Genomic DNA, 26240 nt, shown 5'->3' on the forward strand with positions numbered 1-26240 from the left:
GGAGCTTTTATTCGTCAGACTCAAGATCTGTTGACTGCTCGGTACTATCTGAAGATGCGTTTTCGATTGGAATCTGTGAAGGTTTAGTGAAATCCTGCTGATTGGCAATCCGAACCTTGGTACTGTCTCCTAATGAACGTTGGCCCGTTATGACTACTTCATCGCCGGCTTCAATGCCTTTTAAGATTTCTATTTGGTCTCCTTGTTCAATACCAAGCTCCAATTTATGCTGAAGCGCCAGAGAATCTCCTTCTACTACGAAAGCAGAATAGGAGCGCTGCAGCTGTATTGAATTCGATTCAGGTTCTATGAATGTCTGTACGTTTTCAACCAATGTTGATCGGGGGACTACTACGGCATTTTTGTGAGTTTCAACATTAATTGTAGATTCGACTAAAACACCTTGAGCAATAAAGGAGCTGCTTTCGGTCAAACTGATAACCACTTCCCCCAATCCGGTTGTCGGATCCAGCCGAGGACTTATTTGGCTGACGCGTCCACGTCCACTGATATCGGATTTGTTGGAAAGTCGAAAATTAACCTTTTGCCCTACCTCTATCTTTCGCCATTCTTCTGCAGGTAAATAAATACGCGTCTGGTAGCCCGTCAGGTTGGCAATTTCAAACGCTGTTTGGCCCGTTGTAGCGACATCACCCACAGAAATTTCTTTGCTGAGAACGACCCCATAGACGGGCGAAGTGATTTCTGTGTTTCCCAAATTTTCCCGGCTTTGTGTCAGGTTAGCCCGTGACGATTCATACTGAGCCTTGCTATTTTGGAATGTTGCCTGTACGTCATCAAATTCTGATGTACTTATGAGCTCCTGCTCGTAAAGTTTTTTCTGTCGGTTAAACTGTAGGCTATCTCTGATATAAGCAGATCTACTTTGTTCTAATTGAGATTTCGCCTGCTCAAATTGATCGCGAAAAGGAGCATCATATATTTTGGCCATGACATCGCCCTGTCGCACTGTATCTCCCAGATCAGCATAAATGTGGGTTATTCTGTTGGAAACCTGCGGAGTGATGTTTACAATTTCTTCAGCTCTGATATTTCCGAACGATTTAATTTGGTCAGAAATACTTTTTGTTTCAGCTGTAACTGTTTCTACACTGGTTCGCTGCTGTTGTTGTCCCGAATTGTTAAAATTAGCCGGAGGTCCATTATTACCACTGCATGCTTGTAGAACAATTAGGGAAATAATGACAAGATAATAGGATGACTTCTTCACGTGTATAATGTTTTTGGTATTGTAAATGCCTGCAAGAAATAGCTTTACGTAAGCAACCGAAAAATGATACGGGATAACTCTTTATTAATGGTTTTTTTAAACTTTTTAACAACTCCACAATCATAGTTGTTATTATTGGAAGTATAGGCCGTAGAAAAATTGATAAAGAGATAATTAAGAAAGAGAACCAATTTTTTTATCTTACCGCCAGCAAAAATAACCAACAAAGAATAGATTTCTTATGAAGTTTTTTATTGATACTGCTGATCTTGATGAAATCAAGGAAGCGAATGATTTAGGGATATTAGACGGGGTTACAACGAATCCAAGTTTGTGTGCAAAAATTGGAGTTGCTGATTTTGAGGGTCATATTGCAAAAATTTGTGATCTTGTTGACGGTGACGTTTCGGCTGAAGTTGTGTCAACGGAATATGATGAAATTGTTTCCGAAGCACGCCATCTTGCTGATATTGCAGATAACGTTGTGGTAAAAGTTCCACTTATTAAGGATGGAATTAAAGCAATTAAAACACTATCTAATGAGGGTATCCGTACTAACTGCACACTTTGCTTTTCAGCAACACAGGCTTTGTTGGCGGCAAAAGCAGGAGCAACATATATTTCCCCATTTATTGGCCGGTTAGATGATATTTCTGATGATGGCATGCAGCTCATCGAAGATATAGTTACTATCTACGACAATTATGGATTTGAAACAGAAGTTCTTGCAGCCAGCATTCGTCATCCCATGCATGTACTTGAATCTGCACGATTAGGAGCTGATGTTGCTACTATTCCACTCAAAGTAATTGACCAACTGCTACATCATCCCAAAACAGATAGTGGCTTAGAACGTTTTCTTGACGATTGGAATAAATTGCAAAAAGAGCTCGACAATAAGTAAGTACAAGCTGATTATTTTTATTATCAATGCTCGGTATAACTATATGCCGAGCATTTTTTATTCTTAGTGAGATGATAAAGTAAGTTCTGCAGCGTTAGAAAACATTGGAAATTAGTGAGCAATTATAATGGATTTATTTAACGAAGAATCCGATTCTGAAAATGAAAAGGGGAAAACGAACTTTGTGAATCCCCATGAACCTCTTGCTACGCGCATGCGGCCTCGTTCTCTCGACGAGTTTGTGGGACAAGATCATATTGTTGGTGAAGGCAAAATGCTGCGTCGTATGATTGAGTCGGGTGTTATTGGCTCGCTTATTTTCTACGGTCCACCCAGTTCCGGAAAAACCACCTTGGCTCACGTAATTTCACGCGAAATTAACGCTCAATATGTAGAGCTTAACGCAGTACTTGATGGTATTAAGGATCTGAGAAAGGTGGTGGCAAAGGCCGAAAAAGTTCAGCAGATGAATGGGCGAAAAACCATTCTGTTTGTGGATGAAATTCACCGGTGGAATAAAGCACAGCAGGATGCGCTTCTTCCCCACCTGGAGTCGGGTGTGATAACACTTATCGGGGCAACAACCGAAAACCCGTTTTATTCTTTGGTGAGTCCGTTATTATCCCGATGCCAATTATTTGAGCTGTATGACTTGACCACTGATCACGTGTTGACTATGATTGATAGGTCACTGGAGGATGCGGAGCGTGGCTTGGGTAAGAAAAATGTTGAAGTAACGGATGAAGCCAAGCAGCACCTTGCAGAATTTGCCGGTGGTGATATCCGAAATGCGATTAATGCTCTGGAAGTAGCGGTATTATCCAGCGAACCTGATGAAGATGGAATCATCCATATTGATCTGGAAATTGCTAAAGAATGTATTCAGCGTCGAGGAGTTCGCTACGATAGAGGAGGAGATGAGCATTATCACTATGCATCAGCTTTCATAAAATCGCTACGTGGTTCGGATGTGGATGCTGCTCTGTATTGGATGGTGGCTATGTTAGAAGGGGGCGAAGATCCCAATTTTATATTTCGGCGCATGCTTATTCAGGCATCTGAAGATGTGGGAATGGCCGATCCACATGCCCTGTCGTTGGTTAATGCGGCCCATGAAGCGTTTACGAAATGTGGAATGCCGGAGGGGCTTTATTTTTTGGCTCATGCTTGTATTTATGTTGCCCTTGCTCCCAAGAGCAACAGCGCCGGGGCAGTCTTCTCAGTCCGAAGGGAAATCCAAAATAGTGGTATTGGTAAAGTACCTCCTCATTTACGGGATAAAACGGCTAATTCTAAACAGTCGCGATACCTGGGTATTGAGAATGCTTCTGATGATTATCACTATCCGCATTCGCATGATCATCATTGGATTCCGCAAGATTATTTGCCGGATGAGGTGAAGAATAAACAGTGGTATGAACCGGGAAATATTGGTCGTGAGGGTAAACTTTGGGATCGTCTTGAAAAGATTAAAGAAGCCTACGAAAAAGCATCCCAAAAGAAACGATAGCATAAGCTATTAAGTTGAATAAGCTTGAATAGCTTTGGGATTAAGTATTCTCATTTTTTCTGTAATAAATGGTATCTTTGGATCTCGTTTGCAGTTATTGAAATAATAATATTTATGATTAGTCTTAAAATTATCAGCGGAACGGACCGTCCCAATTCCTATGCCCTTCGGGTATCAAAGTATGTGCAAGAAAAGTACAGGCAACAAGGGGTATCTGCCGAGATCATTGATCTGCAGAATTTTCCTCTCGACCAAGTAGTTGGGGGTAAATACGGGGAGGAACTACCCGCAGTCGATAATTTTATGGAGCAAGCGGTTATCGCGGATGGATTAGTGGTGGTATGTCCCGAATATAATGGGGGGTATCCCGGAATTTTAAAACTGTTTATTGACTATCTGCCGTTTCCCAATAGTCTGGATAAAAAACCAATTGCCTTAATAGGAGAGGCCAATGGGGCTTTTGGAGCAATGCGAGCAGTAGAGCAGCTGCAGCAAGTGTTCGGTTACCGAAATGCGCATATTTTTCCAGAACGAGTTTTTATTTCCCGGGTTAATAAAAATTTTGATGATGAGGATGGAATTAAAAATGAATTCCAACAGCAACTTCTTGAGGCTCAAATCAATGGTTTTCCGGAGTTCGTCAAGAATTTGCAGGGAGATGAGTCTCTCATAACCGATGGATAATCTTGCCCGCCTTATTACCTATTTAAAGGACGATTAGAACTGTTAACTCATTTTGAGCATATAGCCGACCCCGTGTAGGGTAACGAGGTATTTGGGATCGTCAGGGTGTTGTTCAATTTTGGATCTCAGTTTCGAGATATGGACATCAACGGTGCGGGTATTTGTACTGAATTCATAGCGCCATACATTTTCCAGCAGATCATCGCGCGAAACCGGTTCATTAGAGTGGGCTACAAGATAGCGTATAAGCTCTACTTCTCTGGTAGTGAGTTCAAGCTCCCCTTTCTCAGGATGTTCGGCAACCGCACTTTTTAAGTCTACATGGATTGGATCGAGATCAACTTCTTTAATTGGCTTCATTTGGGAATAGGTCTCGGATCGACGCAAACGAGCTTTAATGCGAGCAAGAAGTTCTTTAACGCCGAAAGGTTTAGTGATGTAATCATCTGCGCCAATATTAAGACCGGTAACCTTATCAATTTCTTGATCTCTGGCTGTAAGCATAATAATGGGGAAGGTGTAATTTTGGTCTCGCACCGTACGGCAAACATCGAAACCGCTCATACCCGGTAGCATCAGATCTAAAATCATTAAATCGGGCTGCTGCTTTTTGACGATTTTAACAGCTTCGTCGCCGTTTTCAGCGATATAAACATCATACCCCTCACTTTCTAACGTATCCTTTAACGTAAAAACCAAGCTGGGCTCATCTTCGACAATAACAATTTTTTTGGGATCAGCTGACATGTTCTTCAAGCTCTTTATTTCTTGACTCCGATTCAGGTTGTGTTGGTAGCGTATTCAGTGAATCTTTTTGATCTGAATCGCTTAAGATAGGAAATGTTATGATAAAAGTAGATCCGTCCCCCGGGTTACTTTCAACATCAATAGAACCCGAATTGAGTTCAACTAAATTTTTGACAATAGATAAGCCTAATCCATGTCCCTTTGTTTTAGCAGTTAAGGAATCTTCAACCCTGAAAAACTTCGTAAAGATATTCGAAATATTTTTCTTAGCAATGCCAATTCCATGGTCTTCAATACAGAGTTTTACATGATCATTTTGGTTAGAAACACGGATGCCAAGATATTTTTCATCAGTACTGTATTTGATGGCATTATCGACTAAATTACTGATAATTGTTTCCAAACTATTTTGATCAATATTTACTGCCGGGAGGTTTTCATCGATATTAATATCAAGGATTACATCTTTATTTCGGAAAAACTTTTGGTGCTTGTCCAGATAGGATTCTACAACCTCTCCAATATCAGTAGGTTGAGGTTCCACCAGTGATTCGCCAGCGTTGGTTTTGGCCACATCAAGCAGCTTGTCTATCATTTTTCTAAGGCGGACGGCCTCGCTAAAAATATGGTTACCGTAATTCTTAAGTCGCTGTTGATCTTGAACACGCCCGTCGGCAAGATTTTCTCCGGCTGCTTGCATTACCGATAAGGGTGTTTTGAGCTCGTGGGTAACATTAGCCAGGAAATCTGTCTGCCGTTCAGCCAGAGCACGTTCTTTCTGGGCAGATCTAAACATGAAAACCAGTGCACCAAGCAGAAGCAGCATAGCTGCCCCCAGTACGATAAGATTTCTAATCAGCGATGTGTTACTGGCCGCTATTGTGGATTTATCCGTAAAAGAAACTTCTACTTTCCAGTAGTCAAAGAAATCAGGGAAGTTTTGGGCAAATTGTATTTGTTCTCGATCATACGATATATTAGGATTGCTGCTGGCGATAATCTCGTTATTTGTCCAGTCTCGCAGCCAAACATTCATGCCAGGATGTTCCTCCGCCCCAAATTTTTGAGTCAAAACTTTTGGCAGATACGAATTACGCAGGAAATCCTGGTTAAAAGGCATTGTAATATAGCCAAAAACCTCTTGTTCCGATGGATCAATAAGAGCAATGGTAATGCTGCGGTGCGAATGAAACAGCACCTTATTATTGTATTGGTAATCGGCAAGAAGGCTTTTTATTTGAGTTCGCGCAATACCCATTCCGTCACAGACAACAGCTGAATAGTTAGATGTGGGTTGAAACTTGTTATTTGAACTATATCGCAGAATGGGGTCATGCTGTTGGCATGCATCAGAACCGGAGGGAATAAAATAGATATCACTGTAAATAGAATCCTCGGCAGCTTTGTTTAGCAGTTTTGTTACTTCGGGAGTAAACTGTCCCGTATTTTTATACTGCTCCTGTAGCCGGTTGATGTCAGCAGATCCGAGACCGATAAACTTTTTAAAAAATCGGTATCGAATTTTATCAGTAAACTCAGTAATCTGGAGCTTTTTATTTTCTCTCGACGATTCCAGCGTATTTTCGTGGAGGGCATACAGTGAATACACATTCATTCCAGTAAGCCCTATAATGGCAATTACACCGACGGCAAGTAAGATCCATCGAAATGATCCGTATCGCTTCATTTGTTAGAAAATTATTAATTGTAATAAGAAAGTAAGGTAATAAATTTATGGTGGGATTAAACGTTGTTAAAGCACTTTTTTACGTGATTTAATACAAGAAATTCTGATAAATATAAAATAACAAAAGGGGGCACAAAACGTACCCCCTTTAATGTATTAAATGATTAGCGTAATGTTACTTCTCCCAGCTATTGTTTTGTCGATTCGTATCAGGATAATTTTTGTCGGGATCGATGACAACATTTGTAGCTTCACCATCAACAGTAATTACTGCTTGTGTTGCTCCTTCTAACCATGTATCCACTGAAATCGTACGGGTAAGGGTAGATCCGTCACTTTTGGTGATTTCAACGTTAGCCGGCATAGGGGCCTGACCATGATCCTCAATTACGATGCGGGTGGTGCCGTCTTGGGTAGTTACATTGCCAACAGCCTGGTCAAGTGTCCAGGTTTCGTAGTACCAAGCTCTCCAAAACCAGTCCAGGTCACGTCCTGCAACATCTTCAAAAGTATTAAACATATCCCAGGGATAAGGGTGTTTGTACTTCCACCGGTCAATAAACTCGTGCAAAGCCTTGTTGAATGTCTCTTCGCCTAAAAGGCTGCGCAGACTTACAAGCATGGTTGCCGGTTTGGGATAAGAAGCTATGCCATAAGCAAACCCGTTATAGTGATGATTAGACCATCGCATTATTGGTCCTTCGGCATCCGTATTCGTAATTTGCAGGTAGCTGTTCATATCTTGCAGATCAAAATCTGGACCTTCCGGATAGTATGCCTTTTTGGCCTGGTTTTCGTTGTAGGTGGTGGTGCCCTCATCCATCCAGGCATAGTGGCGCTCGTTTGTACTTACAATCATCGGCACCCACATATGTGCCAGTTCATGTGCTATTACTCCGTAAAGGGCTTGCGAAGATTGATTATTATAATCGCCAATAATGGTGATCATTGGAAACTCCATGCCGCCACCGATGATGCCTCCCCCTTCTACAGATGTCATGTGAGGCCAAGGATATTCGAGGTCAGTCTGTTCTGACAAGAAGGTGATAGCATGCTGCGTAAACTTAGCACCATCTGTCCATTTTGGAGCAGAACTGCGATAAATAGCATTGATATCTGTATACTCATCTTCGCCGTCGCTATCAAGATCACCAACACTTGCGCGAGTGGCATCCCATTTGGATTCTTTGGTTACGCTAAAAGCAAAATCTCGTACTTTTTGGGCTTCGAAGCTCCAGGTAAGGGTACCATTCTCAGGTGATTTTGTTACCGATCCGAAATCATCTTCAGTAACAACAGATACTACCGTATCACTCTTATGAGCTTTATCAAGCCGTTGATAAATGTCTTCGGTAAGGACGTCTTGCCCGTTTGTAAGTTGACCGGTAGAGCCCACCAGCCATTGTTCGGGGACGGTAATATCAACGTTATAATCTGCAAAGTCGTGGTAGAATTCGGAAGTTCCGGTAAACTGATCAGTCATCCATCCGACAACATCATCATAAACGCGCATCTGTGGGTACCAGTATGCAATATAGAAAAGATTGTCTTCGCTATACCCCATGCGTCCACTTGCCCCTCGCTGGGGGATTTTGAAATCCCAATCGACCTGTATTTTAGCAGAGTCACCGGGTGCAACAGCATTTTGGGGTCGAATAAATAGATGTGTTCCGTTAACGCCATATCCCGTTGGATCTCTGCGCGTTTGCAGCTGGTTGAGCTCATCACCATTAAGGCCAACCTTATGCAGGTTTATACCCCCGGTAACTTCCTGTGGGCTGCTTCGCTGTGCTCCTTCGGCATGTAGATTTTGAGCCAGTTCCATATGAAGAGCATTTAGCGTGTCGGGAGAATTGTTATAATAGGTGATGGTTGCACTTCCCTTTACGAGCGTATCGGCGGGGAGCAATTCAACGTCAATATCATAGGTAGCCCATTGTGTCCAGTAATTGTTGCCCGGTTCGCCAGACATCGTACGGGTATTATTATCAACAGCATTAAAAAATGCATTGGGGATTTCTTCGGTAATAGGGTTGGGGACCAACCGATCCAATTCCGAAGGTTTTTGAACCGCTTTTTCTTCGGTTGTTGTTTGAGGATCTTCAGTGGTTTGTTGGGGTCCGGTGCATCCTACAAATAGAAATGCAGCGAAAACCACCGGCAATATCATATTTCTTAATGATAGCAATGGTTTAAACATAGCTTGATTAATTTTAAAAAATTGTAATTATAAATTTCAGGATTTGGAAGAAAAGTATTTATCAATAGACTTTTTTAAATCCTCGAACTCGATGGGTTTGGTGAGATAGTCCAAAGGATCTGTCTCTTTGGCTCGTTCAACGTGGTAGGGATCTGAATTACCGGTGATGTAAATGACCGGAACATCAGAAAATTCGCGGATTTTGAGCATCGCGTCAATGCCGTCAATATCTCCCTCCAGAGAAATATCCATGACCACTAAGTCAGGATCAATTTTTTTTGCTGTTTCGATAGCCGTTTTACCGTAAACAAGCTCGCCTTCGGTTTCGAATCCGAGCCTCTCTAAATAACTCTCGTACAGTAAATTGAGAATGAGATCGTCTTCTACAATGATGACCTTCTTCTTTTCTTTACTCATATAATAATAGTAATCATTTTTTGATAACGTGTTTAAAATAGTAAAATCGTTGTATAAGACAATCTATTAATTTGCCAAAGATCTTCTCACAAAGGTTTTTGTAAATTTAGAATAGAAAATAAATGTTATCAATTCTAACCGTCAGAAAATCTAAACATGCAGATCAATATAGTCATATTCAAGGAGTAAAATGAAGCATTTCTGTAATGACTGTTTATGACCTCTTAAGCTAAAATCACATAGTTAATATGAATACATTCAGAGGAAATTTATATCCTGATAAACGTTTTGGATGGTAGTATTGTTTAAAGATCAGTTTTTGGAAATTGTTGGGCATAAATACTTCAAACTTCCTATAGATTTGGGTTCTATAATAGGTAATCTCACAAGTGAATTTTTATAAAAAGTAGCAAAGAAAACCACAGGATGAGCAGAGATCTCTTTATGGATTTTAAATACTTTTTGTTGGGATCTCTTTTGTTATTGGTATTTGGGTGTACTCCTCACAAAGAGACCGTTGATTCTCCGGTACAGGAATCGGCTCCCTTTTCACAAAGCGGAGCAGCGGAAGTCCCTTCCCGGTGGTGGACCTCTTTTGAGAATGATCAACTAAATGCTCTCGTCGATACGGCCTTAAGCTCCAATTTTGATATCCAAACGGCATGGCAGCGATTGCAGGCATCAGAAGCAGTGATCGATCGCGAAAAGGGCGGTCTTTTTCCTTCGTTGGATGCAAATGCAGAAGCCCGGACGACACGTAACCAGCAATTACAGTTTGGAAGCTCCGATGATTTTAGTGCGGGACTGAGCTCTTCGTATGAGATCGATTTATGGGGGCGAATTGGTTCGCAGGTTGATGCAGAAGAATACCGTGCACAGGCCACATTAGCGGATTACCAAACAGCAGCACTCACAGTATCTGCAGAGGTCGTACGAACCTGGGCGCGGCTGGCTGAAGCACAAAAGCAGTTGTCACTGGTTGAAAGCCAGATTGGAACGAACCAAAAAGTATTGGATTTGCTGAAAAACAGATTTGGAACCGGGCAGATCAGAGGGGTGGATATCCTTCGTCAAAAGCAATTGTTGGAATCCACGTGGGAACAGAAATCCAATGCCGAAGCAAATCTTAGGGTATTACAGCATGAGTTGTCGGTGCTGCTTGGGCAATCACCTCAGGATACGCTTGATATTACGCCGGAACAGATGCCTGATTTACCGCCATTGCCTAAGACAGGCGTCCCGATAGATCTTGTTCAGCGTCGTCCCGATGTGAAAAGTGCGTTTAACCTGGTTAAGGCTGCCGACCGAGATCTGGCTTCTGCAATCAGCAACCAGTATCCCCGGTTGACGTTGTCGGCCTCACTAACGACCTCAAGCAATACGGCAGGAAATCTTTTTGAGGAGTGGGCTGCTTCGTTTGCCGGTAATCTGTTGGCACCTATTTTTCGCGGAGGAGAACTAAGTGCCGAAGTTGACCGGTTAGAAGCCGTTAAAAAGCAGCGACTTTATGAATACGGGCAAACCATACTTACGGCTTTTCAAGAAGTGGAGGATGTGCTGATCCGTGAAGAAAAACAGCGCGAAAGTATTGATCGACTGGAAGAACAGGTAACATTGGCTGAGCAGGCGTACAATCAGCTGCGACTGGAATATCTTAATGGAACGTCGAATTATTTAGACGTGCTTACAGCACTTGATGAGGTTCAGCAGTTACGACGAGATTTGCTGACGGCCGAACTGACCCTCATTGAGTATCGTATTGGATTATACCGGGCGCTGGCCGGTTCTTTTGAAACCAAACGTGAAAATGAGGATTGACGGTTTTATTTAAGCAGTTTTCTTAATCGTATAAAGGGGATCATACACTAAACCATTTTAACAATGAGTTGGAAACAGACACTTTTTATTAGTATCGGTATTTTGGCAATAGCTGGTGCCGTAACAGTACTTATTTTTTCTACTGAACCAACAGCAGAGCAATCGGGGGCCACCAAGGCAACTCCAATGCTTGTGGATGTTACAGGTGTGGAAAGAGATGATTACCGCCCCACGATTCAGGCGATGGGTACCGTTCGTCCGTCAAAGGAGGTAAACCTTAGTCCCAGGGTGAGTGGGGAAGTAGAAGCCCTTTCGGATGCATTTACTCCCGGCGGCTATATTGAAAAGGGAGAGCAGCTGCTGCAAATTGATTCTTCTGATTATAGAAATACTTTGGAACAGCGGAAAAGTGAGCTACGCCAGGCCCGAGCCGATCTTAATATTGAGATGGGTCGACAGGATGTCGCCCGTCAGGATTACCAGTTGTTTGCTGATACGTTATCAGAAGAAAATAAATCGCTGGTTTTGCGTGAACCCCAGCTGGAATCGGCCCGGTCGAGCTTAGAGTCTGCCCAGGCGGCGGTTGACCAGGCTCAATTGGATCTTGAACGAACAACGATTGAAGCTCCATTTGATGCTCATATTTTAACTCGTAACGTAAATGTAGGATCGCAAGTGACTACGGGCGAAACGTTGGCTCGTTTGGTGGGGCTCGATACCTATTGGGTTGAAGCAACCGTACCGGTTTCCAAGCTTCGCTGGATTACGCTTCCGGAGGGGGATAAACAGCGCGGTTCTGAGGTGAGGGTTAGAAACAGAACCGCATGGCCGCCGGATACCTATCGGCAGGGATATTTGTTTCGACTGATCGGTACGCTTGAAGATCAAACGCGCATGGCCCGGGTGTTGGTTTCCGTACCGGATCCGCAGGCATATAAAACGGACGACCCCGATGTGCCGCGATTAATGCTGGGATCATTTGTAGAGGTACATATTAAGGCCGATGCGCTTGAGGATGTAGTTCGGCTGAATCGCGATTATGTGAGAGATGATGACACGGTTTGGGTTATGAATGACGGGGAACTGGATATTAAAGATGTAGAGATTGTTTTTCGAGATGCACAGTATGCGTATATCAAAAGTGGCCTGTCGGAGGGAGATCAGGTGGTTACCACCAATCTGTCTACCGTAAGTGACGGTGCCCCACTCCGGCTTGAAGGCACAAACACTGCTGAGCCCGATACATCCCAGGCATCTCAATAACAAATTTTACCTCCTAACTTCAGGAATAAATGAGCAACTCAGTACCAAATACAAACGAATCCAATAGCAACACCGGTGGCGGATTCATATCCTATATGGCGAAAAATCCCATTGCTGCCAATTTGTTAATGATTATTCTGATTGCCGGTGGGATATGGACAGGGTATAATATCCAGAAGGAGGTATTTCCCGAGTACCAGCTCGATATTGTAGAAGTAAGCGTGGTATACCCGGGCGCCTCACCGGCCGAGGTAGAGCAGGGGATACTGCGTCCCGTGGAAGAAGCCATTCGCGGGGTTCAGGGTATTAAAGAAGTGACTTCTACGGCGTATGAGGGATCGGGCAGCGTATCCATTGAGTTGGTGACGGGAGCTGAACGAATGAAAACCTTTCAGGATATCGATCAGGCTGTGAATCGGATTCGTACGTTCCCGGATGATATTGAGGAGCCGGAAGTGCAGCTGCAGTCCAATCAGCGCGAGGTGATGACCATCGGATTATATGGGGATTCCGACATATGGACGCTTCGCAAACTGGCCGAAAACATGCGTGATCGCCTGCTGAGTAAAGAGAGCATTACACAGGTCGAAATTGGCAACGTGCCCGATTATATAACGCATGTGGAGATACCGAGGAATACGCTACGCGAGTACAACATAACGCTGGGCGAAGTGGCAAATATCATCCGGCAATCCAGTGAGGATATTCCCGCAGGTGCTATCGAGACCAATGCCGGGGAAATACTTTTGCGGATGCAGGAGCGCAAGCAGTGGGCCGATGAATACGGCAATATCGAGATCATCACCTCGGATGTGGGAGGGAATGTCAGGCTGGAGGATATCGCAGAAATTACCGACGGCTTTGAAGAGACCGGCTTCCATGGACAGTTTAATCAACAGCCTACGGTAGACCTGCAGATCTATCGCATTGGAAATCAATCCCCACTCGAAATAGCAGAAACGGTCAAAAATGAACTGGAGATTGCAGAGTCCGGATTTCCTCCCGGCGTAAAGTATCGTATCGACAGTAACAGTGCGGACGATTTCAGCGAGCGTCTTTCACTGTTAGTCGAGAATGGAGTCTTGGCTATTCTCATTGTGCTGGTTATTCTGGCGCTATTCTTGGAGTATCGCCTCGCTTTTTGGGTGATGATGGGAATGACAATCTCCTTTGTAGGGGGATTGCTATTTTTACCGCTGCTGGGATTGAGTATCAACATGATTTCTATGTTTGGCTTCCTGGTGGTGCTCGGTATTGTGGTCGACGATGCCATTGTGGTGGGGGAGAATATCTATGAGTATCGTCAGCAGGGCATGAATTTTCTGGAAGCGGCCGTCAAGGGAGCCAAAGAAATGAGCAAGCCGGTGACTTTCGCCATTTTGACGAATGTGATTGCCTTTTTCCCGTTACTCTTTATCCCGGGAACTACCGGAAAATATTGGTGGCCGCTGCCGGCAGTAGTTATTGTAGTATTATTGGTATCGCTTGCAGAGGCGCTGTTTATATTGCCGGCCCACCTCGCTCACAGTTCCAAAGAGGAAAGTCGCTTTAAAATTGGGCGCCGCTTGCACCACTTTCAGCAGAAGTTTGCCCGGCGGTTCAATCATTTTATTGACACTTATTATCGTGCCTTTTTAGACTTCTGTCTCCGTTACCGGTATATCACCTTAAGTGTAGCTGTAGCATTACTGATTATGGTAGGTGGATACGGGTATAGCGATCACATGGGGATGATCATGATGCCCGAAGTAGCGGCCGACGAAATTGAATCCGGGGTGTCGCTGCCGGTAGGAACGACAGCAATACAGGCGGGCAAGGTTGCCGAAGAAATTACAAAGTCTACACGACGCATGTTTGATGAGCATAATCTGGATCGCGTGGCCGAAGGAATCAAAACGAATGTGCGCGGACAGAGCTTTATTGATGTTGAAATTGTGATGAAGCCGCCCAATGAGCGCGATATGTCGGCCCAGGAAGTAATCGAGCTATGGCGTGACAATATCGGTGATATCGAAGGAGTGGACCAGATTACCTTTGAAGCTGAACGAGGACCGGCCGGGTATCTCCCTGATATCAGCGTGGACTTGAGTCATTCCGATATTGATGTTCTTGAAAAAGCCAGCCAGGCATTTTTGGAGCGTGTAGAACGCTTTGAGGCTACGCGGGATGTTAACGATAATTATGACAGGGGTAAGGCCCAGCTCGATTTCAAATTGCTTCCCGAAGGAAGGCGGCTCGGTTTAACCTCGGAAGATGTAGGACAACAGCTGCGAAATGCTTTTTACGGGTCGCTGGCCATGCGTCAGCTGAGGGGCGTTAATGAGATTGAAGTCCGCGTAAAATTACCACGAGAGCAGCGTCAGGATGTATATAATTTGGAGGATTTCGTTGTACAGACTCCCGCAGGAGTAGAAGTTCCGCTCTTGGATGTGGCAGAGTTCGAAAAGGGAGAGGCTTTTACCAGTATCAATCGTCGTAACGGACGGCGCGTTGTAACCGTAAGCATGGATGCTGAGCCGGCCAATGCTGTTTCGCGTGTTCTCGAATCGGTACAAACCGAAACCCTGCCACAGCTCAGAGAAGATTTTCCTGGTATTACATGGACCTTTGAAGGAAGTCAGGCCGAAATGCGGGAGTCAACGCAAGCCCTGTGGGGTACTTTTGGACTGGCGATGATTGTCATTTATGCCCTGTTGGCTGTGGCTTTCCGAAGTTATCTGCAGCCACTCATTGTGATGGGAGCTATTCCCTTTGGTATCGTAGGAGCGGTTATTGGCCATATTTTACTTGGATATGATTTATCACTGGTCAGCATGATGGGAGTTATAGCATTATCGGGGGTAGTGCTTAATGATTCTCTTATCATGATTGACCTGGCAAATAGGAAGCGAAAAGATCCGGACGTGTCGATTTATGATGCCATACATGAGGCGGGGCTTAGACGTTTTCGTCCTATCATATTGACAACATTAACCACATTCGGTGGATTAACCCCTATTATTTTGGAGACCTCACGTCAGGCAGCCCATTTAGTACCCATGGCCATTTCACTCGGTTTCGGCATTGTATTTGCGACTTCTATCATCTTGGTGATCGTTCCCTGCTTGTATCTTATTCTCGAAGATGTGGTTTCCAAACTTGGGGTGCATGTTATACAGGAGGAAGTATAGAATGTGTGATAGATTCCTTCTTTGTTTTAGGTGTAATGTTGGTATTTGTTTTTTGGGACAAAAGGATATAGGTGTCCCTTTTACTATGCATCATTATACGATACTTGATATAAGGATGTATATTCATTTTTTGTGACCAAAAAACGAATCAAAAAAGTCTTGGTGGGAATCGTAGATTTTGTACTTATTGAAACTGGAAACCAGGCAATGCTATTCCACATCAGTCATTATTCTAAATACAACTTTCCGCGATTCCCCCAAACCCCCATTGTTTAAAACCATGAATACAAATTAAAGGTTTATTGTTTTTATTGCACTCTTGAAAGTTATAGGTCCCAATCATGGAAATTTCTGTATGACGAAGTGCTGGCTACAATTTTAATCAACGTTAATTTATGGTATCAGCACTGAGGAGTTAAATTTCCATAGATCTTTTACGAGCCTTTTGGATCATGCCAAAAGGCGGAAGTCCGATACAATTCTTAGACTTGGTTTTTTCTTGAATAGAATAAATAGATGATTCGCAATTTTTGAGTTTGACAATTACAAAAAACTTACAAAAAACTTACAAAAACCATTGTAGAAGTAATATGTAATCCCTTATATTTGGTTTCTCGAAAAATTGGTTATCCTTCGAAAGGAGCTAATCATTTAATATGTTTGCCCGAGTGGCGGAATTGGTAGACGCGTCGGACTTAAAATCAATTCGATTCCCCTCTAAAGACGTCTAAGGGCCGATTTTTCTCCTTTCTGTTACCTGTTTGTTACCAAAATTGGTACTCATATCGTACTTCTCCTTCAGTTTGGGTCAATAAATTGTTGGTCTACCCAAACAAAGCCAATCCATATGTAGGTACTTATTCCTTCAACGTTTAATTACAACTAAACAGAAGGTACAATTATGGATTACGCAGTTTACCCTTTCAAACGAAAAAATAAGTATCGTCTCTACGTTCGGTTCGAAGATGAAAACGGAGAGCGCAAACATCTTTCCACTGGAATAACCTATCCGTTGAAGGCCTCAAAGAAAAAACGCAAGAAGGCTCAACAAGAGGCCAAGCAGAAAGCAGCTGATCTATTGGTAGACTATTTTAAGGAGCAACGTATTCTGGAAGAGGAGGAAAGCAAAGCTATGGAGCTTTCCGATTACCTGGGTGAGTATTATTGGCCGCATGTGGGGGCCACATGTGCTGACACCACGTTGGTGAGCTACCAAGGGGCGCTGAATCATTTTATGCGGATCATCGGCGATGACCCGCTCGATGAATACGATCGGAAAATGATCAGTAAATACAAAATTCATCGATTGGATCAAGAGAATATTGCAAAGACAACTATTAACATTGAAATACGCTCTATCAAAGCAGCGTTCTCTTGGGCCTATAAGAATGACTTTTTGCAGAGCCACCCGTATAAAGGGCAGGAATTCCTTTTTAAGACGAAAAGCAAAAAGCGGGAGTTCAAGCGATATGAAATAAAGAAGCTACTTGAACATACTGAGGGTACCCACATTGGTCTCGTCATCAAACTTGCCTATTTCACAGGTATGCGTATCGGAGAGATGACCAAGGTTACTTGGAATATGGTGAATTTGGATGATCGCTATATTGATCTTTCCGCAGGTATTACCAAGACGTTCCAGCGTCGTGCTATTCCCTTGGGAAACAAAGCCTATTATGTAGCAAAGATGTTTGGCAATATCTTGGACCAAAAAATGAAGAAGTCTCCCGAAAAGTATAAGAACGTGACTCGGGAGGAGTGTTATCTGTTGCAAAAGCAGCGTGGCCATGGCCAATATAAAACGAGGAGTATTCAGGATAAATTTCGCCGGTGCATGAATGAAGCGGGGCTACCTAAAGAGCTTACGTTTCATTGCCTAAGGCATTCTTTTGCCACTCATGTCTTGGAAAATTCGGATGCTGACTTGTTTGGGGTTAGCAAACTGCTAGGACATACCACTCCGAATGTTACCGCTGAGTTTTATGCTCATACCGACGCCCTAAATTATAGACAAATTGCTGATATGATTTAGTAAATTTTAAACAAAAAAGCCCGCCAAAGTAGGCGGGCTTAAAATTACTGTCTATTGATATTATTCAACGGCTTATCTACCAGTAAGAACTTTTTAAGAGCCAATCCTTACAAAAACCCTTTACTTTCCTTTAGACCTTCTAATTGCCTTTTAGGGCGTGGTTTCCCACACTTTTTTACGCTTTTGAGACTATTCAAATACTCCCTTTCCTGCTGTTTTATGGAACTACCTTTGGTCAGTTCTTTGACTGTTTTCTAGCACCGGTAGCAGGTCATCAGATAATCATTTATTCGCAGTTTACAATCTCTCATAATGAGATTTGCCAGAAACCCAACGGGGTAAACTATATTGACGGAACTATCGAGCTTAATGTTATAGATTTTATTGTTGCCGCCGCGGTTAGTTGCAAATACCAGCTCGCTGCTATCTGATGAATAGCTGATTGACGTTTTCCTGGGAGAATTGTTATTGGGGTAGGCTCCAAGACGAGGAGGTATTATCTGTACTATTAGCGGTTAAGTTAATCAAACTATTAAGACCGTTAGTACTAATTTTTGGGGGTTAATTTAAATTACTAATTCACTGAGATTTCAAAATTTATTTAAGTAAATACCATTTGATTTTTAAAAAAAGTTTAGATAGGATGAAAGAAGAAAATAATATCAGGGCATTTTAAAAAAATATAGAGTCTGCAATGTCAACGGATCTATTATCTCAATTCAAATATCTTGTACCTATGAATAATAAAATTATAGTTACTATTATCTCATTTCTGTTTTTGGGAGGTGTATTGACATCTGCACAAGCACAAACGCAGGAAATTACAGGGACAGTTGTTTCGGCGGATGATGGACAACCTCTACCAGGGGTTACAGTAGTTGTAAAAGATACTACCAACATTGGAACATCGACTGACGTTGATGGGAAGTATACATTAGAAGTTCCTACTGATAAGAATGTGTTGGTATTTTCTTATATCGGTTTTAAGGAAAGAGAGGTTATGATTAATGGCCGATCTGAAATTAATATTGAATTGGAGGAGGATGTACAGCAACTAGAAAATGTAGTAGTTGTTGGATACGGTTCACAAATTGAAGAGAATGTAACAGGAAATGTGTCTAACGTTAGTGGCGAAGACATCCAAAACACAACCGAAAATAGTGTTGAAAGGACCTTGCAAGGTCGTACTGCCGGTGTTCAAGTAACTAGTGGAAGCGGAACACTGGGAGAGGGTATTAGCGTTCAAATTCGAGGATCTTCATCAATTTCGGCTGGTAATCAACCTCTTTATGTAATCGATGGTGTACCAGTGACCTCGCAAAGTCTTTCTTCAACGGGAGGTCCTAAAAGCAATCCCATTGCTAGCCTTGATATGAGTAACGTAGAATCTATTTCGGTTCTGAAAGATGCATCAGCCGCTGCAATTTATGGATCGCGAGCTTCAAATGGTGTGGTTATTATAAATACAGAAACAGGTCAGGAAGGCGAGACGATTTTTGATGCTTCTTACCAGGTAAGTAGCAGTGTTCCTACAAATAAGCTGGATTTTATGAACGCTGAACAATATGTGGATTACTTCCGTCGTGCAGCAATCGGAGGGGGAGAATATAACTATCGTATGAATCCTGGTGCTTGGAATAGCGAACAGGAAGCGGTCGATTATTTTTTGACTCAATATTATGAACCCACAATGAACAGTGTATCAGAAGGTAATGACTGGCAAAATAATCCGACCAATTATAATTGGCAAGATCAGGCATTTCAGGATGCTGTATCCCACAGTTTTAATTTTAGTGCAAGTGGTGGAAATGAGAAAACAACCTTTATGGCTTCTGGTGCTTACAGTGATAAGGAAGGTATTATGCTTGAAAATACCTTTAAAAAATTCAGCGGGCGATTAAATTTAAATCACAAGGCAACTGATAAGCTTGATTTAGGATTGCGTGTAAGTATTAATAGGACATTAAATGATAGGTTACCCGCGTCATCTAGTTTTGGAACGCCAATGCAGACGATTGCCCAAGCGCCAATTTCACCTATTTATACAGATGCGGATCCGAATCAACCGGGCTACCAGCAGGGAGATACGTATAATAAAAATACGCTGTATCCTAATAATGTGGATATTGTAAAAAATTCAGACTTTCGAGCTCGAATATTCCATACGTTGACCAACGTGAACGCCGAGTACAAGATATTGCCAAATTTAAGTTTTAAGAGTCGGTTTGCAATGGATCTTATTGATCAAAATGAAGAGCGGTACAGTGAGCCTAGACTCAGTTATTATACAGGTGCTGACGGTACTGGTTATAATGCATGGACAGAAGTTCAAAATTATACCAACGATAACATTTTTACTTATCAGAATACATTTCAGGGACAGCATGACTTGGAAGTCGTCCTGGGTACAAGTTATAACTGGGTGATGCAAAGTTTTACATCTACAGCGGGAGAAGATTTCCCAAGTAAGAATTTTAGAAATATCGAAAATGCTGCAACCATTACATCAGGTATTTCCAGCGATACTAAATACCGGTTCATGTCATACTTTACACGAGCTAATTATAGTTACAACGATAGATATTTGTTATCGCTTAGTGCTCGTATAGACGGCTCTTCCCGTTTTGGAAAAAATAACAGGTATGGTTTTTTCCCAGCCGCTTCAGTAGGCTGGATAGTTACAAATGAAGAATTTATGCAGGATACCGAAATGATTAGCTTTTTAAAGCTAAAAGCGAGCTATGGAGTTACAGGTAATGCAGAGATTGATAACTTCCCGTCTGTAGGGTTATTTGAAGGGATTTCGTATTCAGGTAACTCGGCATTGAGTCCTACACAAACTCCAAATCCTGATTTAAAATGGGAAACAACAAATCAGCTTAATATTGGAGTTGAATATGGGTTTTTCGAGGATCGTATTAATGGTAGTATAGATGTCTACCATAAAAAAACAACTGATTTACTTCTTGCTGTTGATGTACCCGGAAGCAGTGGATACGCTACTCAACTTAGAAATGTAGGGGAGCTAGAAAACAGAGGTCTGGAGTTTGTGGTTAATAGCACAAATATCACAGGAGCATTTTCCTGGTCCAGCAGTTTTAATATTGCATTTAATCGAAATAAAATAACGAATCTAAATGGTCAAGTGCTTACGGTGCAAAGTTATGCAAACCGGTATGTGAATCGTGCACTTGAGGGTGAACCGATTGGTGTTTTTTATACCAATGAATATGCTGGTGTAAATCCCGCAAATGGTGATGCATTGTTTTATCTTAATCATGACCCATCACAGCAGGAGATTAATAACGGTACCGCTTTTAAAGTAGATGGAATGTTTGGTGGCCGCTATGTAACTCGAGATGTTAACCAAGCGTCACGAAAAGTCGTAGGAAATCCCAATCCAGATTTTACCGGCGGATTTAATAATACCTTTTCTTACAAGGGATTAAGACTGAGTGTACTATGGCAATTTGTGTATGGAAATCAAATATATAATGCTAATTACTTTTCTAGAGCCAGCGGCAAGTATTTTGATAATCAGCTTGTAAGTCAGTTGGATGCTTGGCAAGAGCCCGGTGATATTACTGATGTACCAGAAGCAAGGCTTTATGGAAATAATGGGGTCGCGCCAAAATCGAGTAAGAAATTATCAGATGGCAGTTATTTGCGGTTAAAGAATGTAAAGCTAACCTATCAGTTACCAAGTCAGTTTCTTTCAAAGATGGATTTAAGAAGTCTGGAAGTGTTTATTACTGGGACTAATTTGCTGACTTTTACTGAATATGATGGATTTGATCCTGAGGTTAACCTTAACTTTGCTCAAAGTAATCTCAATATAGGAAATACCTTTTATACAGCACCACAGGCCAAAACAATAAGTGCTGGTTTAAATATCGGTTTCTAAATATAGATTATAGTTTTAATGACAATATTGAATTGCAGTGATATGAAAAACACAAAACATATATTTGTAGCTTTTTTACTGCTTACCTTTTTGGGATGTGATAATATCCTTGATGTCGAACCTCAGCAGTCCATAAGCTCAGATGCAGCTTTAAGTTCTCCCGAAAACGTTAAGAAAACGTTGATTGGGGCCTATGATAATATGGGAGATGTTGACGTTTACGGAGGGTGGATGTATGTACTCCCAGATTTGATGGGGGCTGGTAGAGAGGTGCAATATACAGGGACACAACCTCCTCCTGGGGAAGTCTATCAGAAAAATATTACGGTAACAAATGCATTTATTCGTGATATGTGGCTCGATAACTATAGGACCATTAATGTGGCAAATAATGTGCTTTCAGCCGTAGATGTGGTAGAGCAAGGAGATCAAGATAGAGTTGAAGGAGAAGCTAAGTTTATTCGAGGGGCCGTCTATTTTCAACTTGTTCGGTTGTTTGCCAAAGATTTTAATGACGGTGACCCTACCCAAAATATGGGAGTTCCGTTAAGTTTAGAAGCTACAGAAACTATTGATGAAACTGCTAATATACCCAGAAGTTCAGTACAGGAGGTTTACAATCAGGTTCTGAGTGATTTAAAGGCTGCTAGAGATCTTCTTGGTCAAGAATCTCCCAGTTATATTTATGCAGATAGTTTTGTAGCGAGTGCATTTCTAGCGCGTGTTTATCTACATATGGGAGAATATGAGCTTGCTCGAGATGAGGCGAACCGTGTAATAACTCAGGGCCCATATTCTTTGGTTAGTGAATATTCAAGTGCTTTTAACAACTCAAATAATAATACATCCGAAGATATTTTTGCGACTCAGGTTTCTACTCAGGATGGAGATAATGCACTCCATGGTTCATATGCTTCTTCGGATGAGGGAGGTGGTAATGCATTTTCGGCTGTGATAACTCAAACTCATCTGGATTTATATGAATCTCAGGATGATCGCCTTGCATTCTTTTATGAAGATAATAACGGTAACTGGCATCCTGGAAAATGGAAGAATCAATATGGAAATGTGAATGTGATGCGGCTTGCTGAGATGTATCTTATCCGTGCTGAAGCTAATAATAGATTGAATGAAACAGTTGGAGCAACCCCTACTGAGGATATCAACACATTACGAGACCGTGCTGGCTTAAATGATCTGGCTTCGCCTGTTACTTTAGATGAAATTCTTCAAGAACGACATCTGGAGCTGGCCTTTGAAGGACATTTTCTGTTCGACTTAAAGCGGACCCAGGGTTCGGTAGGTGGTATTGCATGGGATTCGCCGCGTTTAGTTTTTCCAATTCCACAGCGTGAGATAGATGCAAATGACGAGCTGGTCCAAAATGAAGGATATGGAAGCTGATATTTAAACAAAAGTTAGTGTGAGAATGTACAAGCTTGTAATTTTAAAGTGGCATACTGTATCAGTTATCAGTAACAATTATTAGTTATAATTTTAGCTGTTAAATAATATACGGGGTGTTATGTTTAAGGGATCACTATTTGGGAAATCAATAATTACTGTTTTTCTATTCTGCTTATGTGAAGTAGGATTGCTGTTTGGACAGGTTAATAGTAATGAAGTTGTGAACAAACAACATTATCAAAGCCTCGATTATCGTCAGATTGGACCTTTCCGTGGAGGACGTGTAACAGCTGTTGAAGGAATTTCAACAAAACCATCGACCTATTATATGGGGACAACGGGCGGCGGGGTATGGAAAACCACTGATTCTGGTAAAAAATGGGAAAATATTACTGACGGATTCCTCAATGTAGGTTCAGTAGGTGCAGTTACGGTAGCCCCATCTGATGATAATGTTATCTATGTAGGAACAGGTTCTGCTTGTCCCCGCGGTAATATTTCAATGGGAGATGGAATGTATAAATCTACGGATGCCGGTAAGAGTTGGCAACATATTGGGTTGCCGGAAGCAGGATTAATCGGTGATGTCATTGTAGATCCAAATGACTCAGATCGGATTTATGTAGCAGCTCTCGGTGATATCTTTGGCCCGAATGAGCAGCGTGGAGTGTTTCGATCTGAGGATGGTGGGGAAACCTGGAAGAAGGTTTTATTTGCCAGTGATTCCACTGGGGCGGTTGATCTTGCAATCAATCCCTCTAATCCGAGAATTATGTATGCTGCTATGTGGAGGGCCGAGCGAAAACCTTGGACGCTGATTGATGGAGGCCCTGAAGGAGGCGTATGGAAAACAGTAGATGGAGGAGATACTTGGGAAAAGTTAAATAAGGGACTTCCAAGTGGAACATTGGGACGGATAGGAGTTGCGGTGTCACCTGCTGATCCAGATCGGGTATGGGTATTGTTAGAAGGAGATGAAGAAAAGGAGGGCGGCCTGTATCGCTCTGAAGATGCAGGACAATCCTTTGAAAGGATTAACAGGAGCCACAAGCTGCGGTCCAGAGCTTGGTATTATATGCATGTCCATGCTGATCCGCAGGATTCTGAAACCGTTTATATTTCGAATGCTGGTTTTTACAAGTCAACAAATGGCGGAGAGGATTTTAAGGAAGTTGAGACTCCCCATGGTGACAATCATGATCTTTGGATCAATCCTCACGATAATCGCAAAATGATTAATGGTAATGATGGAGGAGCCAACGTCTCGAAGAACGGTGGACAATCTTGGTCAACGCAGCGTAATCAGCCTACAGCTGAATTTTATAGAGCTACAGTTGATGACCAGTTCCCCTATCGGGTTTATGGTGCACAACAAGATAACTCAACAATATCGGTACCTAGCTGGAATCCCGGTGATATAACTCCTAAACAGCATTGGTATAGTGTAGGGGGAGGTGAAAGCGGTCATATTGCAGTAAAACCTGATAATCCTGATGTTATTTTTGCAGGTAATTACATTGGTACAATTACCCGGTTGAATCGTGAAACAGGACATCAGCGGAATGTTGTTGCCTATCCGCAATTGCATGATGGAATGGCTCCACGAGATATGAAATATCGTTATCAATGGAATGCACCAATTCGTATTTCGCCTCATGATTCTGATGTTCTCTATCATGCCTCACAATATGTTCATCGATCTACAAATGAGGGACAAAGCTGGGAAAAAATTAGTCCTGATTTGACAACTAACGCCAATGAATACCAGGACATTCCAGGGGGACCTATCCAGCATGACCATACTGGGGTTGAGGTATATACAACAATTTTTTCGTTTGAGGAGTCCCCTCTAGAAGAAGGTGTACTTTGGGCTGGGACAGATGATGGTCTTGTCCATCTTTCTAAAAATGATGGAGAAACCTGGGAAGAAATTACACCAAATAGCATGCCTGAAGAAGGTACGGTTAACACAATAGACTTATCCCATCATAAAGATGGACGAGCTTATATGGCTGTCTACAAATACCGAGAAAATGATAATACCCCTTATATCTTTAGAACTGAAAATTATGGTCAAGACTGGGAGCTTTTGACTGGCAGCCAAAATGGAATTCCGGATGATCACTTTGTACGTGCAGTTCGAGAAGATCCTCATAATGAAAATATACTGTACGCGGGAACAGAATTCGGCATGTATATTTCTTTTGATAGAGGTGGTCACTGGCAATCTTTTCAGCAAAATCTTCCCAAAACTCCCATCACAGACCTTCAGGTACATCGCGACGATCTTGTAGTTGCTACACAGGGGCGTTCATTCTGGATTATGGACGATATTTCGGTGTTGCAAGAGTTGGAAAATGAACCAATTACAAATACCCCTTATTTGTTTACTCCAGTTAATGGATTACGCACTCAGTTGGGTGAGTTCGGAGGTCATGGAGTACCCGAAAGTCCAAGTCCGGGTGCTAAAATCTACTATAATCTTAATGGGGAGCCCGATTCGCTGTCAATCGAAATTCTGGATGAAAATAAGCAAACAATAAAAACATTTAAGCAGGAGCAGCATGAAAATGTAACAGCTAATACAGGATTAAATCGTTTTGTCTGGGATATGAAATATCCGGCTCCTGATGTAGTTGACGATGCTGTTATGTCACTTAGTTATACGGGAGGTCCTAAAGCGCCGACAGGAACATATAGTGTACGTCTTACCGTTGATGGTGATACTTATGAAAAACCGTTTTCTATCGAGAAAGATAGACGATGGGATGATATAACCGATAGTGATTTACAGGCACAGTTTGATTTAGCAATAAAGGTGCGTGATGAATTGACTAAGGTTAACAGCGTTATACGCGGTATTAGGAGTGCTCGAAAACAGCTCAAGAACACTGCGAATCTTATAGCAGAAGCTGAATATGAAATAAATAGTCAATCCTCTGTTGATAGTTTGATTAAGGACCTTACAGAATTGGAGGAGGAGCTTATTCAAACAAAAAATGAATCGAGCCAAGATCCTATTAATTATCCGCCCCAATTGGATAACCAGTTAGCCTATTTATATACGGTTGTGAATGGACAGGATGCGCGGCCCACGGAAGGTTCCTATGAACGTTTTAAAGATGTAAAAACACAGTTGCAGCCACATTATGATCAGTTTAGTGAGCTTAAAAAGGAAATTGCTAAATACAATACTCACTTAGATAAGGCAGATATACCATCCGTTATCATATCCCCAAAACTTTAATATCCATAGAATATTAATT

At 42.1% G+C, this 26240-nt stretch carries 15 protein-coding genes; 10 read left to right on the top strand and 5 right to left on the bottom strand.

All coding sequences use genetic code 11. The features are described 5' to 3' along the window. Positions 1-7: 7 nt before the first annotated feature. A complete protein-coding gene (locus tag ACQ4LT_RS08185; protein ID WP_445665548.1) occupies positions 8-1231 on the bottom strand; it encodes an efflux RND transporter periplasmic adaptor subunit in 1224 nt (407 codons plus the stop codon). A gap of 241 nt (positions 1232-1472) precedes the next feature. On the opposite strand from ACQ4LT_RS08185, the gene fsa reads away from it, so the two are divergent. From fsa to ACQ4LT_RS08200, 3 genes are all read left to right on the top strand, one after another. After that, positions 1473-2135: a fructose-6-phosphate aldolase gene (gene fsa, locus ACQ4LT_RS08190; RefSeq protein WP_445665549.1), complete on the top strand. Its 663-nt coding sequence runs from the start codon at positions 1473-1475 to the stop codon at positions 2133-2135. 127 nt (positions 2136-2262) lie between these two features. Beyond that, positions 2263-3645 (top strand): replication-associated recombination protein A, encoded by a 1383-nt coding sequence (locus ACQ4LT_RS08195; protein WP_445665550.1) that lies wholly within the window; start codon positions 2263-2265, stop codon positions 3643-3645. A gap of 114 nt (positions 3646-3759) precedes the next feature. Further along, the gene (locus ACQ4LT_RS08200) at positions 3760-4329 is read left to right on the top strand and encodes an NADPH-dependent FMN reductase (RefSeq protein ID WP_445665551.1); all 570 of its coding nucleotides are present in this window, start codon (positions 3760-3762) and stop codon (positions 4327-4329) included. Positions 4330-4371: 42 nt separating this feature from the next. Here the strand turns inward: ACQ4LT_RS08200 and ACQ4LT_RS08205 are convergent, their stop codons facing one another. The 4 genes from ACQ4LT_RS08205 to ACQ4LT_RS08220 form a co-directional block, all read right to left on the bottom strand. Beyond that, positions 4372-5076, bottom strand: coding sequence for a response regulator transcription factor (locus ACQ4LT_RS08205; RefSeq protein ID WP_445665552.1), 705 nt, complete (start codon positions 5074-5076; stop codon positions 4372-4374). Then, positions 5066-6763 carry a sensor histidine kinase gene (locus ACQ4LT_RS08210; protein ID WP_445665553.1) on the bottom strand — a complete coding sequence of 566 codons (1698 nt, stop codon included), beginning with the start codon at positions 6761-6763 and terminating at the stop codon, positions 5066-5068. Before ACQ4LT_RS08210 ends, ACQ4LT_RS08205 begins: the two co-directional genes overlap by 11 nt. Positions 6764-6938: 175 nt before the next feature. Further along, on the bottom strand, positions 6939-8963 hold the full coding sequence (locus ACQ4LT_RS08215; RefSeq protein ID WP_445665554.1) for a M1 family metallopeptidase: 2025 nt from the start codon (positions 8961-8963) through the stop codon (positions 6939-6941). 36 nt (positions 8964-8999) lie between these two features. Next, complete coding sequence (locus ACQ4LT_RS08220; protein WP_445665555.1) at positions 9000-9380, bottom strand: response regulator; 381 nt, start codon at positions 9378-9380, stop codon at positions 9000-9002. A gap of 426 nt (positions 9381-9806) precedes the next feature. Between ACQ4LT_RS08220 and ACQ4LT_RS08225 the strand changes: the two genes are divergently transcribed. The 7 genes from ACQ4LT_RS08225 (at position 9807) to ACQ4LT_RS08255 (ending at position 26221) form a co-directional block, all read left to right on the top strand. Then, on the top strand, positions 9807-11198 hold the full coding sequence (locus tag ACQ4LT_RS08225) for an efflux transporter outer membrane subunit (protein ID WP_445665556.1): 1392 nt from the start codon (positions 9807-9809) through the stop codon (positions 11196-11198). A gap of 63 nt (positions 11199-11261) precedes the next feature. Continuing rightward, on the top strand, positions 11262-12461 hold the full coding sequence (locus ACQ4LT_RS08230; RefSeq protein ID WP_445665557.1) for an efflux RND transporter periplasmic adaptor subunit: 1200 nt from the start codon (positions 11262-11264) through the stop codon (positions 12459-12461). Positions 12462-12490: 29 nt separating this feature from the next. Beyond that, positions 12491-15631 carry an efflux RND transporter permease subunit gene (locus ACQ4LT_RS08235; protein ID WP_445665558.1) on the top strand — a complete coding sequence of 1047 codons (3141 nt, stop codon included), beginning with the start codon at positions 12491-12493 and terminating at the stop codon, positions 15629-15631. A gap of 901 nt (positions 15632-16532) precedes the next feature. Continuing rightward, positions 16533-17663: a tyrosine-type recombinase/integrase gene (locus ACQ4LT_RS08240; RefSeq protein ID WP_445665559.1), complete on the top strand. Its 1131-nt coding sequence runs from the start codon at positions 16533-16535 to the stop codon at positions 17661-17663. 736 nt (positions 17664-18399) lie between these two features. After that, positions 18400-21567, top strand: coding sequence for a SusC/RagA family TonB-linked outer membrane protein (locus ACQ4LT_RS08245; protein ID WP_445665560.1), 3168 nt, complete (start codon positions 18400-18402; stop codon positions 21565-21567). 42 nt (positions 21568-21609) lie between these two features. Further along, a complete protein-coding gene (locus ACQ4LT_RS08250; protein WP_445665561.1) occupies positions 21610-22971 on the top strand; it encodes a RagB/SusD family nutrient uptake outer membrane protein in 1362 nt (453 codons plus the stop codon). Between the two features lie 121 nt (positions 22972-23092). Then, positions 23093-26221 carry a WD40/YVTN/BNR-like repeat-containing protein gene (locus ACQ4LT_RS08255; protein ID WP_445665562.1) on the top strand — a complete coding sequence of 1043 codons (3129 nt, stop codon included), beginning with the start codon at positions 23093-23095 and terminating at the stop codon, positions 26219-26221. The last annotated feature ends 19 nt before the right edge of the window (positions 26222-26240 follow it).

The organism is Fodinibius sp. AD559 (assembly GCF_052712805.1).